The following is a 12,924-nucleotide window of genomic DNA, read 5'->3' as shown; positions in this document are numbered from 1 at the left end:
TTCCAGTATAATAGCTATATGAGTATTCCATCGCCAAACTTTTATGTAGTCAATCTCAACCCCTAAAGACTGTGTTTTTATAACGATTGTTGTCATGATAAGCTTTAACTCGGGAATGGTAATCATAAACTGAATAAAAAGAAGGTGATCACGATCGTTTATACACTGCAGGAAATTAACGACTGGCAAACAAGAAAACCAATACTCAAAGACATTCTTGCTTTAAATCCTGTATTTTGGATGAACCCGAATCTCAAAAAAATGAATGAAACAGCATCATTGCCATTTATGCGTGAACATATAGAAGAAGCCGAATTACGATGGCAGCGTTTTGCCCCATATTTTAAAAACGAATTCCCTGAAACGGCTGATACAAATGGCGTGATTGAATCACCTCTAATAAGGATCAGTCATATGAAAAGTCGCTGTTTCCCTGGTATGACTGGCGATTTTCATCTGAAGTGTGACAATGAATTGCCTATTGCTGGATCCATCAAAGCAAGAGGGGGTGTTTACGAAGTCTTGCAGTATGCCGAACAACTGGCACTTGATGCCGGGATGCTGCACGAGGATGATTATTATGACGTATTTTCAAGTGAACAATTCAAAACGTTTTTCAGTCAGTATTCAATAGGTGTTGGATCTACCGGGAATCTAGGGCTGAGTATCGGCATTATCAGTGCTAAACTTGGTTTCAATGTATCTGTATACATGTCAACTGATGCTAAACAGTGGAAAAAAGATTTATTGCGTGCAAAAGGTGCTGAGGTCCTGGAATTGGAGGGGGATTTCAGTAAAGCCATTTCTGCAGGCAGGGAAAAGACAATGGCAGATCCCAATGGCTATTTTGTTGATGATGAAGATTCTAAGCATTTATTTTTAGGTTATAGTGTTGCTGCTCTAAGGCTGGAAAAACAGCTGCAGCAGGAAAATATTTCAGTGAATGCTGATCATCCATTATTTGTTTACTTACCTTGTGGCGTAGGCGGATCACCGGGTGGCATCACATTTGGTCTTAAGCAGGTTTTCGGTGATGATGTTCACTGTTTTTTTGCTGAGCCGACTCATTCACCTTCTGTATTGATTGGGCTTGCCACCGGCGAAATGGATCATGTCAGTGTACAGGATTTCGGAATCGATAACCGGACAGAAGCAGATGGATTGGCTGTTGGTCGGCCTTCTCGTTTTGCGACAGCAATCAGTGATCAATTGGTAAGCGGGATTTATACAATGGAAGATGATGAATTGTATCGTTTACTGGCCATCCTTGCTGACAGTGAAAAGATCTATCTGGAACCGTCAGCAGCTGCGGGACTCATCGGCCCTGAACGGATATTTCCATATATCCGGGAACATAATATCGATCCAGGCAATGCCATTCATATCGCCTGGGCAACTGGTGGGTCGCTTGTACCTGAAAAAGATATGCAAAAGTTTTATAATAAAGGAAAGAGTTTAATTTAGGAAGGTTGTTTTATCATGAAAGTGGCTCAAAATATGACCGAGTTAATCGGGGAAACACCGGTTGTTCAATTACATGATATGGTACCGGAAAATGCAGCTGACATTTTTTTAAAACTGGAATCGTTTAATCCGAGTAAAAGTGTCAAGGATCGTGCGGCGTATAACATGATTAAAATGGCGGAAGAGGAAGGGCTGATCAAACCTGGTGCTACGATTATTGAACCGACGAGCGGCAATACCGGGATAGGGCTGGCGATGAATGCAGCAGCGAAAGGTTATCGGGCGATTCTGGTGATGCCGGACAACAGTACACAGGAGCGCCGGAACATTTTAAGAGCGTTCGGAGCTGAAGTTGTGTTAACGCCGAGCGAAGATAAGATGCCCGGAGCAATCAGAAAAGCGGAAGAATTAAACAAGGAAATACCAAACAGTTTTATTCCGCAGCAATTCGAAAATCACGCTAATCCCAATATTCACCGGACAACGACTGCCCGGGAAATTTTTGAGCAGATGGACGGGGAACTGGATGCATTTGTGGCAACTGCCGGAACCGGCGGGACCATTACTGGTACAGGGGAGGTACTGAAGAAAAAGCTGCCAGATTTGCATATTGCTGTAGCCGAGCCAAAAGGATCCCCTGTATTGTCAGGAGGAAAGCCGGGCTCTCATAAACTGGTTGGCACAAGCCCTGGGTTCGTTCCCGATATATTAAACACCTCAGTTTATGATGAAATTTTGCAGATTGAAGATGAAAATGCGGTTGACATGTTCAAAACACTCCCCCGAAAAGAAGGGATCTTTATTGGATTATCAGGTGCTGCCGCAGTGTATGCAGCCGTGAAAGTGGCCAAACGGCTTGGGAAAGGCAAAAAAGTTTTATGTATGGCACCTGATACAGGTGAACGTTATTTAAGCATGAATTTGTTTGATGCGTAAACTGGTGAAGAGCAGCTTAAACAGCCCGCAAGCTGCTCTTTTATTTTTTCATGTTTACGGATTCCCAATAATAAATCCGCGGCAATCCCCAATAAAGCCAGCAATCTTGTATAAGATAACCTCCCACAAAAAGTACCATTTGCCAATCAAGCTGCTTCATGTAATACCCCCTTTCCGTCTTAGTCTATTTACGGGCAAACCTGTCTAAGAACTGCGTATTAAAGGCATCTGTCACAGATGTATTTGCGGAGGCATATGGTATTGAAGAATTTGCATTCAGACAGGGGGAGAAAGATGTATCCAATCAATCCATATTTTAAAAACAATCCATACGTGTACCATCCATATGATCCTCAGCAAATTTATGAACAACATGTTATGTATCATGATTCCCGGCAGCAGCCAATCAGCGGTCAGGCTACTTGGACAGAAGGCGGACAGCTGACCAAATGTGGTATTCCCTGGTCAGATAATCTGTACATGACTGCGGCGGTTGGCGAAAATTCTCCATATCAATGCGGTCAGACACTTCAAATTATCTATCCAGTCACCGGAAGATCCATTCTGGTGGAGGTCGTTGATCAGGTATCCGGTTTTCCGGATAATCGTCTTAATTTACACCGCAGAGTATTTGAAACGTTAGGGGCTAATCCACAGCAAGGTGTCATCGATATTCAAATCCTACCAGTCTCACAAATGGAGCAGCAGCAGTGGGGCAGGTATTTATTGGAGATAACACAAACAGCATATCCCGGTTACAATGTGACCGAATACAGCTTTGCAGGTAAAACAGAGGAATCTGCATCACAAACAAGAGAAACTTACGAATATACCCTGCAGTCAACTCAAGAAACGATTACTGTACGGGCAAGTGTTGTTTATAACCCGAATAATAATAGGGTTATCTCGTTTGATATTAATAAAGTTTAATATTGATGTAACTTAACCTGGACATTAGTACCAGATGATTGTCTGTTTTGGAATGCTGACTTTTATTCGGATATAAACAGGCAATATTTAAGCCCATAGAGATAGTGCAAGGTATTTAAAATGATGGAGGTGACAACATGGCTGTTATAAGAGCTACAAATAAGCATATCAACCTTTTAGCAAGGTTGCTTAGAGCTGAAGCTGTCGGAGAAGGACAACTGGGCATGCTGCATGTTGGTGCTGTTACAGTAAATCGGGTAAGAGTCGAATGTTCTGATTTTGCGGGATTAGATAACTTGCCCGAAGTCATTCATCAGCCGACCGCATACGAGGCAGTACAACATGGCATGTTTTATCAAAGAGCCAGAGAAAGTGAAAAAAGGCTGGCCCGCAGAGTGATAAATGGAGAAAAGCGCTGGCCTGCTAAATATAGTTTATGGTACTTCAGGCCTGGAGGAGATTGTCCGGCGACTTGGTATGATCAGCCTCTTGTGGGACGATATAAGCTTCATTGTTTTTATGAACCAACCGGTGGAGAATGTGAGGAAGTCTACAGTACGTTTTAAGTGAATGGTAACACATCCAAGTTTAAAGCTGATTATAGTATGAGAAAATGTTTACAGGAAAAAGATCTTGCATGATAACGGACAGTACATGAGCTGTTCGTTATTTTTATTTTTTAGAAAAATATGTATAAATTATCTTTTGAGTATTATATAATATCATACGAACAAATGATCTGTTAAATTTATATGGAGGGATATTATGACTTGACAAAAAAAAAGGAGAAAACGAACACTTGCTGCGAATAAGATCATAAGTCTGTATAAGGATGGTATGAGTACAACAGAAATTGCAGCAAAGGCTAACGTTTCAGCAAGGTGATCTAATAAAAATCCATGGCGTCATGACGAATAAATCAAGTTCGATCAAATTACCTGAATTTCCGGATGAATAGGGGACGGGTTCGTGGAATAGGTGGCTCTGAAGCTTTCAAGATTTCACTGAAAAATGAACTTGAAAAATTAGGTTTTGAAACTAATTTTACGGAACATGGCACATATTATAGGGTTTATGTTAGTGGAAGAAAAACAATCAAATTATTTTCAAACTGGCTATACAAAGATAAAGGGTTATTTTTAAAAAGAAAGTTTGATGAATTTCAATTAGAAACATTACCTTGTAGGATTGCTAAAAGACAGAGGCTGAAAAGTACATAAAAATGCAGTTCAAAAAAGGAAGCTCAATAGTAATTGATGATATAAACTTACAAATTTTTGGAGTATATTTGTTATAATCTTTTTATCTTCTAGTAGACATAATATACATTATAGGAAGTTATATACAAAATGATGATCAAGTGTCTCACTAGTAAGTATTCTCATGATAGTGAGACAAAACGAAAATTCACGCTATAAAACACGATTTTTTTATAACGTGAATATCTCATGATAATTTGCTAATTTCCAATATACACTGCTTTTGGCCGGAAAATCGTATTGTTATTTACCTGCTCGATCGCATGCGCACACCATCCGACAACCCGGCTTGAACTGAATATTGGTGTAAATAATTCTGGATCCATTTCTAATGACTTCATGATGGCTGCTGCATAGTATTCGACATTGGTATAAAGATTTTGGTCAGGTTTGTGTGCTTTTAGAATGTTTATTGTTTCTTGTTCAGTTTTTAATGCCAAGTCTATCCAGTCCGGCCAATCTTCCAATTCCCGTATTTTTTCTTTTAGTGCCTCTGCGCGCGGATCAACCGTTTTATAGACACGATGCCCGAATCCCATAATTCGTTCTTTATTCTCAAGTTTTTTGTGAATGATTTCACTTATGTTATGCTCCGATTTAATTTCATCCAATAATTCAATCACGCCAGACGGCGCACCTCCGTGCAATGGTCCTTTCATGGTTCCAATAGCACTTGTGATGGCAGAAACGATATCGCTTTGTGTTGAAATGGTAACTCTAGCTGCAAATGTTGAGGCATTCAAGCCATGTTCCATTGTCAGGATCATGTAAGTTTCAAGCAATTTGGCATGTGTTTGATTAGTTTCTCCATTTAACATATATAGAAAATTTTCAGCGTGACCAAGCTGATCATCTGGCTTCACTTCATAGTTGCCGTTCATTTTCCTGTACCGGTATGAAATAATTGCCGGCATAAGTGCCATCATTTTTCGTGCCAGATCAATATCGGCAGTTTCTGTAATCTTTAATGATGATAGAGCTGTACGGAGCACATCCATCATTGACATGCTTTGTGGCAGCATGGCAATGATTTGTTTCGTATGTTCCGGTATATAACGGTGTTTTTTAAAATCCGTCTCAAATATTTTTTGTTCTTTTTCTGACGGAAAATGTCCATACAGCAAAAAATAGGCTGTTTCTTCAAATGAATAATGTTTGACCAACTGCTCAATCGGCAGTCCGCGATACTTTAAATCACCTTTCTGACCATCAATCAAGCTTAATGCTGTTTCCACTGCAGTGATTCCTTTTAAACCTGGTTTTAACATGACGCTCGCTCCTTCCCTTTTACTAATTCCAGTTTAAATCAATATATTAATTATTAAAATTTCATATTTTTTGTTATTATAATAAATATATTTTATTGATGAGGTGATATGGTGGATACACGAACACTGGAGATCTTTGTTGCTGCTGCGGAATATGAGAATTTTAGAATGGCAGCCGAAAAATTGTTCATCACGCAGCCCGCCGTAACCTTTCAAATCAGACAGCTGGAAAATGAAATCGGTGATAAATTGTTTGTGAAAAACGGCAGAAAGATTATACTGACAGAGACTGGCCGATTATTTCACCAGGAAGCTAAAAGAATACTCGGGCAGTATGAAAAAAGTCTTAGTCAAATAAATCGCTACAGACAGGGTTATGATAAAACCATTCGCATTGCTATCTCTCCCCTTCTTGCCGATACGATTTTACCGAGTGTGTTACGGGCATATACGAAACAGCACCCAAATGTTGAGATATCCATACAGGTTTTGGAGTCCAGACAAATCTCAGATGATGTGGAGAGTGGAAATGTTGATATTGGGTTATCATGTTTGCGGGGAAATTCCGCCGTCAATACGTTTAAATTTCATGAGGAATCTGTTGTCCTTGTAAGCAATCATGACGGTTACGATGCTGAATCTGGTCCGATCATTGATGCGAAAGAGCTTTTGGAACATAATATTATGTTGACCGATAATCATCCAGCCTACTGGGATGATATTAAAGCACAACTCAAAAAATATCTATCCCCATATAAGTTAATGAAGGTTTCACAGTCACATATTGCAAAGCGATTTGTTCTGGAAGGAATCGGGGTCAGTTTTCTGCCCAAATCAATCATCAATCGTGAAATTATGGAGGGAAGATTATTGGAAATACCAGTATCCTTTATGACATTACCAACTGCAAGCATGTACATTATTTATAAATATGAACATGAAATAGAACGTAATTTTATGGAATTCATCTCTAATTTTCATTTTAGTTAAAACAAAAAGCAGCCAATATGCGTGACTGCCTATTATTCCAAGTTTAAGATTCAAGGTATTGCTTGAGTTTGTTATTTAAAAGGTTATCCCAGTCTCATTTACCTCCTCCTCTCAACTTTTTATATTGTCATTTAGTAACTTTTAATATTTGACTAAATAGTAGCGTACAAAGTGCATTTTTCGAAAAATTCCACCAAAAAATGATAAGCAGCCAAATCAGCTGCTTTTTTATTACTATTCCAATTCAACTTTATTCAGCGGTTCTTTTGCCGGGCCTTCGATCACCTCGCCTGTATAGGAATATCGTGATCCATGGCATGGGCAGTCCCATGTCCGGTCACCTGAATTCCAATTCACTTCACAGCCAAGATGTTTGCATGTTGTATCGACAGCATACAACTGATGATCCTGGTCCTTATAAACACCTGTTCGTTTCCCGTTCACCCTGGTTACCGTTGCATCATCTGCGGAAAGGTCCTTCACGTTATCATTGGTATATTCAAGTTTCCCTCGTATCATATGCTTCGCAACATCTGCATTCATACTTGTGAACTTTCGAACATCTGGATCAGCTTGAAATCGTGATGGAACGTATAGTTCAGCATAGGGATTATCCTCATCCAGGATTCGGTCACTGATTATTTTGGCAGCGATCGTTCCATTTGTCATACCCCATTTGCGATAGCCTGTTGCAACAAAAACGTTATCCTCATTTTTCGTAACCGGTCCGATATACGGTACCTTGTCCATGGTCGTTAAATCCTGTGCTGACCACCTGTAAACAAATTCAGATATGCCAAATTGTTTTTCGGCATACTGCTGGAGTGCCTCGTAATGTTTCATCGTTGATTTGCCTTGCCCTGTTTTATGATTTTCGCCGGAAATCAGCCATAAGTCCTCACCATTCATATTGGTCGATCTGACTGATCGTGTTGGTGATTCAGCGTTGATATACATTCCTCCAGGATAAGTTTCGGATGTTTTAACCGCGACAATATAGGAGCGTTCAGGGTACATTCGAGTCGGATAAAACCCCTCGCCGTCATAAAACGGATAATGGGATGCCTGAATGACATAATTGCAGTTAATCCGGTGTTCTTCTCTAGTGACAATAGTTGGATGTTTGTTATATTCAATGTCAACTGCTGTTGTCTGTTCGTATATATCCAGACCGTTTTTGACAGCCTCATCGACAAGTACCTTTAAATATTTAAGCGGATGAAATTGTGCCTGGTTGTCCATTCTTAATCCGGATTTAACCGGAATGTCGAGTGGCACGCTGCTTGTTAATTCACTTGGAATGTCAAGTTGTTCGTATGCTTTCTTTTCTGTTTCCAACTGTGATACATATGAGTCTGAATTTGTAAAAATGTAAGCATCCTCTTGTCGGTGATCACAGTCTATCTGATGTGTTTGGATCGTGTCCTCAATCAGCTGTTTGGCATCCATACAAGCCTGATAATACAGGGATGCTTTGTCTTTTCCAAAATGCTGGATCAATTCATCGTAAATAATACCGTGCTGGGCGGTGATTTTGGCTGTTGTATGACCTGTAACCCCGTTCAACAGGTCACTTGCATCGATTAATGTAACTTTCATGCCTTGTCTCGTCAGCAAATAAGCTGCTGTGATGCCGGTGATTCCCCCGCCGACAATTGCGACTTCCGTTCTAATAGATTCATTTAGTTTTGGAAAATCAGGGAGTGAAACAGAATCTCTCCAGAAAGCTTGCGGAAACTGTGGGATATTTACAGAATTGGCCATATCATCAATCCTTCCAGGTATCATTATTCGTTATTTTTATTTTCACTCACTGATCAGGTTTTATTCATGGTCATCATCGGATCTTAAAAATAAAAAAATCGGGTTTATCGCCCGATTTGAATGCTATTTTAATTCAAGGAGTTTAGTTTTTAGTTCATCTTCCATACCTATTAATTCTTTCTCTGCCTGATGACGTTTTTCTCTGCCCTCAGTCTGAATCTGCATCGTTTCTTCTATCGTATTCAGCAGATTTTCCTGTGTTTGTTTCAATGTTTCGATATCGACCAGGCCGCGTTCGTTTTCTTTTGCCGTTTCGATTGAATTCGTCTGCAGCATTTCGGAATTTTTCAGGATCAGGTCATTGGTTGTTTCTGACACCTGCTTCTGAGCTTCCATGGCATGTCGTTGCCGTACCAGTGTCAGGGCAATGGCAATTTGATTTTTCCAAAGTGGAATCGCCGTCAAAATGGATGACTGGATTTTTTCGACGAGTGCCTGGTTTGTATTTTGAATGAGACGAATTTGCGGTGCGCTTTGGGTTGTAATCTGACGGCTCAGCTTCAGATCATGTACACGTTTATCCAGGCGTTCGGCAAATTGCATCACGTCGTTTACCTCTTGTACATCCATCTGATTGTCGGATGTCTCAGCCTTACGCTTCAGCTCAGGAATCAGTTCTGTTTCCAATTCTTCACGTTTGACCTCCCCAGCTGCGATATAGATGTTGAGCGCATCAAAATATTCCTTATTTTTGTCAAATACTTGCTGCAGCAGCTCGTTATCCTTAGTCAGAACACTTTTATAATTGTCGAGTTTCACACTGATCCGGTCAATTTGGGCACCCGTTTTCTGATATCTCGACAAAATTTCGTTTACAGAGTTGGAAATTTTTCCGAATAAGCGTGACATTACTCCGCGTTTTTCTGGTTTCAGCTCATCCGGGTCCACCTGCTCCAATTTTTTCATCAGGTTCTCAAGAACACTGTCTATTTCCCCAGTATCATTTTTTTGCACATGTTCCAGCATGGAATGGGAAAAATCGAGCAGCTTCGATTGCGCTTCTGTTCCATATTGGGTGATCGATTGGTAATTGTTTGCATCGATCTGTTTTGCCAGCTGTAAAGCCTTTTTTCGGCTCTCTTCAGGTAATTGATCGATCAGCTTGTCCGGTTTGTCCGTTTGGCTGGTGACATTATCCTGATTATCCTGAGCCCCGAACGGGTTTGACAATAGGTCATCGCTGTCAAGTGATTGTAGTATTTTATCATGTTCGTTCATTTCAATGCCTCACTTTCTTCTTTAACTGCTTTTTTGAATGATTGGTTGGCTACATCCAGTTCAAATTGCAGTGTATCTACATCGTCATGCAGCATCACATACAAATCTTTATTGATGGCTTCACCCAATGCCGTGATCGTTTGGCGTGTCTCATCGAGAGCTTGATTGATTTCCTTTGAGCGGGATGGCTGTGATTTCAGATAAGCATATTTTTCCATTAATGCCACAAGAGAATCCAGATGTTTGTAGTAAAACACTTCTGCCTGATAAAAACGGCGTGGTTCCTTTTTTGTATTGGCATATATTTTCCGGACGGTCACAAGAATTTTAATGTATTTTTTTGCCTGCTGCCAATTGCGGACACTATATAATGTCCGTTGCAGACGTTTGATTTTGGCTTTCGCTTCAAGAAGATTCTCGTTGATATATTTATATTCTTTTCGGCTTAGTTCTTTTTGCTGTAAATAGCGAAAAAACATGAGCTCTTTGATTAAAAAGTAACAGGCTCCACCAGCGATGACAGCATACAAGGCGGACATCAAAACAGCTGTACCAAAGGCAAAAAAACTGATCAAACCTGTCAGCACAGCTGCAGAGGTACCAATCAATGACTGTAATAGAAATTGGAAAAAGCGTCGCATATATGTCAGCTCCTATTAATCATCAAAAAACACGATTAAATGTCAACGTTGCCTATTATACGGAAACGATCAACAAAACGTTTCATATGTCTATTGTAAATCAACCTGTTCGATTTTCCAAAATATTAACAGAATAATAAAGGACTGAAAGCAATCATAGACTGCCTTCAGCTCTTTTTTTAATACTTTAGGGCAGGACCAGACATTTTCGATTCACCTCGCTGATGTCGTTTAAAGTTTCCCCTATTCAGTTTTCCTGCTGTTGGATTCAGAATATCATGCTGTATAACGGGTAACAATTCATTTATGAGCAAAATTACATTTATGTGACAATTATCACGAAAATTTAGTAACATTATTATCGAAATAATCAACTTGACGGAAAGCAATATCTTTTGATATAAGAGATGGAAATCGGGTAGTTTCATCTAAGCATTATACGGCCATGTATGATTAGGTACGATTCGTAAAGGAGCGGATAAAGATGCTGGCACATGTCATCGTAAGTGGACGTGTTCAGGGAGTCGGTTTCCGATATACGGCACAGCAGCATGCTAACCAATATAATTTAAATGGGTGGGTCCAAAATAAATCAGATGGTACAGTTGAATTGGAATTGGAAGGTGACGACAGTCAGGTGCATACATTTTTGAGTGAACTGGAAAAAGGATTCAGTCCATTTATTCATGTACGGGATATGCAGGTGGATACTCAACGGGAAGAAAAAGGCTACAGCGATTTTTCGATTCGATAATAAACAGCCGCTACCATAAGATAGCGGCTGTCTGTCTAACTTTCTTCAAAAAACTTGCGGTTCATTTCGATATACTTTTCTTCCTGTTCAGGTACTTCATCTTCCATATAAATGGCTTCGACCGGGCAGACAGCTTCACACGCACCACAGTCGATACAGATATCCGGATCAATATAGAACATGTCTTTTCCTTCTTCTATACAGTCGACAGGACAAACTTCTACACATTCTCCTGATTTTTCATTTATGCAAGGTGATGTAATAACAAAAGCCAAGCGAACTCCTCCTTCAAAGAAATAAAGAAAAGACCAAATCATTTCTTATACATATATAGTACAGAATATAGCGGCCTGTTTCAAGCCAGGTAACACATAGACAGCGAAGATACATAGTATTAATTATCCTGTTATGCTCGAGGAGTGATGATGTATGGAAGTTACCACCCGCCCGAATGATTCAATCCGGTTTTATAGTGAATTATTTGATGTTCCACTGGTTCTGATTGAACAATCCAATACGGAAATAAACCTTAATCAGCTAACGATTGGTCAAACTGTGCAAATACCGGGTTATATGGGACGTCCTTACCAGATAACTGGAAGCGATACACTATGGCATATTGCAATCGAGCAAAATGTCCCGTTCGATATGCTGCAATTGGCAAATCCTTCCATTGAACCCGACAATATGCAAATCGGCCAGCAAATTGTCATCCCGGAACGTGTCAACAATCTCATCATATCGGATTTGGATCATTATACATTTGATCAAATGGTACGTGATATTGACCGGTTACGAACGGTTTTCCCATTTATTGTCCAGCAGGCGATCGGCAGTTCAGTCATGGGAAAAGATATCATTGAATTGAGAGTAGGCACTGGCGACAAACAAGTTCATGTGAATGGATCGTTTCATGCCAATGAGTGGATAACAACTTCTGTGATGATGCGTTTTATCAATGAATACGCGCGTTCATTGACAAATAAAAAGCCCATAAGAGATGTGAATGCACATTCCTGTTTTTTGGAGACAACTTTATCAATTGTACCGATGGTTAATCCGGATGGGGTTAATCTGGTACTTGATGGTGCATCTGCAGCGGGTCCTTACCAGGATAACGTATTGGCGCTTAATGATCAGAACCCGGATTTTTCGAACTGGAAAGCAAACATTGCAGGGGTTGATTTGAATAAGCAATATCCAGCATTTTGGGAAGTTGAAGCAGCACGAAAACCTGATTCCCCGGAACCGAGAGATTATCCCGGGCCATACCCGTTATCGGAACCGGAAGCAATCGCAATGGCTGACTTGACAAAAAAGCGAAACTTCCGTCGTGTCCATGCGCTCCATACACAGGGAGAAGAGATTTATTGGGGCTTCAATGGCATGGAACCATCAGTTGCACGAGATATTGTAAATATATACAGTTGTGTAAGCAACTACAGGTCTGTACAGCATCTAGACAACTATGCCGGCTATAAAGATTGGTTTATACAGGAATTCAGACGCCCCGGCTACACGGTTGAACTGGGAACCGGTATAAACCCGCTGCCATTCGGCCAGTTTGAGGAAATATATCAGGAAACGCTGGGGATTATGCTGGCAAACTTATATTTGCAGAAATAACAGGCTGTTCGCCT

At 40.2% G+C, this 12,924-nt stretch carries 12 protein-coding genes; 7 read left to right on the top strand and 5 right to left on the bottom strand.

Features of this window, described 5'->3' with window-relative positions:
• Window positions 1–153: 153 nt before the first annotated feature.
• The 4 genes from BM195_RS01910 (at window position 154) to BM195_RS01895 (ending at window position 3,896) form a co-directional block, all read left to right on the top strand.
• Window positions 154–1,464 carry a D-serine ammonia-lyase gene (locus tag BM195_RS01910; protein ID WP_244535647.1) on the top strand — a complete coding sequence of 437 codons (1,311 nt, stop codon included), beginning with the start codon at window positions 154–156 and terminating at the stop codon, window positions 1,462–1,464.
• Between the two features lie 15 nt (window positions 1,465–1,479).
• Window positions 1,480–2,400, top strand: a complete 921-nt coding sequence (gene cysK, locus BM195_RS01905; protein ID WP_090232743.1) for a cysteine synthase A — start codon at window positions 1,480–1,482, stop codon at window positions 2,398–2,400.
• Between the two features lie 294 nt (window positions 2,401–2,694).
• Window positions 2,695–3,330 (top strand): DUF3889 domain-containing protein, encoded by a 636-nt coding sequence (locus BM195_RS01900; RefSeq protein WP_090232739.1) that lies wholly within the window; start codon window positions 2,695–2,697, stop codon window positions 3,328–3,330.
• A 137-nt stretch (window positions 3,331–3,467) separates the two neighbouring features.
• Window positions 3,468–3,896 carry a cell wall hydrolase gene (locus tag BM195_RS01895; RefSeq protein WP_090232736.1) on the top strand — a complete coding sequence of 143 codons (429 nt, stop codon included), beginning with the start codon at window positions 3,468–3,470 and terminating at the stop codon, window positions 3,894–3,896.
• A gap of 893 nt (window positions 3,897–4,789) precedes the next feature.
• On the opposite strand, the gene BM195_RS01885 is transcribed toward BM195_RS01895, so the two are convergent.
• Window positions 4,790–5,857 (bottom strand): citrate synthase/methylcitrate synthase, encoded by a 1,068-nt coding sequence (locus BM195_RS01885; RefSeq protein WP_090232732.1) that lies wholly within the window; start codon window positions 5,855–5,857, stop codon window positions 4,790–4,792.
• 111 nt (window positions 5,858–5,968) lie between these two features.
• Between BM195_RS01885 and BM195_RS01880 the strand changes: the two genes are divergently transcribed.
• The gene (locus tag BM195_RS01880; RefSeq protein ID WP_170848117.1) at window positions 5,969–6,847 is read left to right on the top strand and encodes a LysR family transcriptional regulator; all 879 of its coding nucleotides are present in this window, start codon (window positions 5,969–5,971) and stop codon (window positions 6,845–6,847) included.
• A 234-nt stretch (window positions 6,848–7,081) separates the two neighbouring features.
• Here the strand turns inward: BM195_RS01880 and BM195_RS01875 are convergent, their stop codons facing one another.
• The 3 genes from BM195_RS01875 to BM195_RS01865 form a co-directional block, all read right to left on the bottom strand.
• Window positions 7,082–8,611 carry an FAD-dependent oxidoreductase gene (locus tag BM195_RS01875; protein ID WP_090232726.1) on the bottom strand — a complete coding sequence of 510 codons (1,530 nt, stop codon included), beginning with the start codon at window positions 8,609–8,611 and terminating at the stop codon, window positions 7,082–7,084.
• Between the two features lie 123 nt (window positions 8,612–8,734).
• A complete protein-coding gene (locus BM195_RS01870) occupies window positions 8,735–9,889 on the bottom strand; it encodes a toxic anion resistance protein (protein ID WP_090232724.1) in 1,155 nt (384 codons plus the stop codon).
• Window positions 9,886–10,530 carry a 5-bromo-4-chloroindolyl phosphate hydrolysis family protein gene (locus BM195_RS01865; RefSeq protein ID WP_090232721.1) on the bottom strand — a complete coding sequence of 215 codons (645 nt, stop codon included), beginning with the start codon at window positions 10,528–10,530 and terminating at the stop codon, window positions 9,886–9,888. Before BM195_RS01865 ends, BM195_RS01870 begins: the two co-directional genes overlap by 4 nt.
• Before the next feature lie 484 nt (window positions 10,531–11,014).
• On the opposite strand from BM195_RS01865, the gene BM195_RS01860 reads away from it, so the two are divergent.
• Window positions 11,015–11,284 (top strand): acylphosphatase, encoded by a 270-nt coding sequence (locus BM195_RS01860; protein WP_090232718.1) that lies wholly within the window; start codon window positions 11,015–11,017, stop codon window positions 11,282–11,284.
• A 35-nt stretch (window positions 11,285–11,319) separates the two neighbouring features.
• Here the strand turns inward: BM195_RS01860 and BM195_RS01855 are convergent, their stop codons facing one another.
• Window positions 11,320–11,559 carry a ferredoxin family protein gene (locus BM195_RS01855; protein ID WP_090232715.1) on the bottom strand — a complete coding sequence of 80 codons (240 nt, stop codon included), beginning with the start codon at window positions 11,557–11,559 and terminating at the stop codon, window positions 11,320–11,322.
• Window positions 11,560–11,713: 154 nt separating this feature from the next.
• Here BM195_RS01855 and BM195_RS01850 point away from each other — a divergent pair, with 154 nt between their 5' ends.
• Window positions 11,714–12,910, top strand: a complete 1,197-nt coding sequence (locus BM195_RS01850; RefSeq protein ID WP_090232712.1) for a M14 family metallopeptidase — start codon at window positions 11,714–11,716, stop codon at window positions 12,908–12,910.
• The last annotated feature ends 14 nt before the right edge of the window (window positions 12,911–12,924 follow it).

This window comes from Lentibacillus halodurans, from assembly GCF_900112045.1.
Classification (GTDB): Bacteria; Bacillota; Bacilli; order Bacillales; family Amphibacillaceae; genus Lentibacillus; species Lentibacillus halodurans.
This window is presented reverse-complemented; position numbering and strand designations above follow the sequence as displayed.

Bases quoted from the DNA above. Each gene is read 5' to 3' on its own strand.
- cysK (WP_090232743.1), top strand. From the start codon at position 1,480: ATGAAAGTGGCTCAAAATATGACCGAGTTAATCGGGGAAACACCGGTT.
- BM195_RS01900 (WP_090232739.1), top strand. From the start codon at position 2,695: ATGTATCCAATCAATCCATATTTTAAAAACAATCCATACGTGTACCAT.
- BM195_RS01895 (WP_090232736.1), top strand. From the start codon at position 3,468: ATGGCTGTTATAAGAGCTACAAATAAGCATATCAACCTTTTAGCAAGG.
- BM195_RS01885 (WP_090232732.1), bottom strand. From the start codon at position 5,857: ATGTTAAAACCAGGTTTAAAAGGAATCACTGCAGTGGAAACAGCATTA.
- BM195_RS01875 (WP_090232726.1), bottom strand. From the start codon at position 8,611: ATGGCCAATTCTGTAAATATCCCACAGTTTCCGCAAGCTTTCTGGAGA.
- BM195_RS01870 (WP_090232724.1), bottom strand. From the start codon at position 9,889: ATGAACGAACATGATAAAATACTACAATCACTTGACAGCGATGACCTA.
- BM195_RS01865 (WP_090232721.1), bottom strand. From the start codon at position 10,530: ATGCGACGCTTTTTCCAATTTCTATTACAGTCATTGATTGGTACCTCT.
- BM195_RS01860 (WP_090232718.1), top strand. From the start codon at position 11,015: ATGCTGGCACATGTCATCGTAAGTGGACGTGTTCAGGGAGTCGGTTTC.
- BM195_RS01850 (WP_090232712.1), top strand. From the start codon at position 11,714: ATGGAAGTTACCACCCGCCCGAATGATTCAATCCGGTTTTATAGTGAA.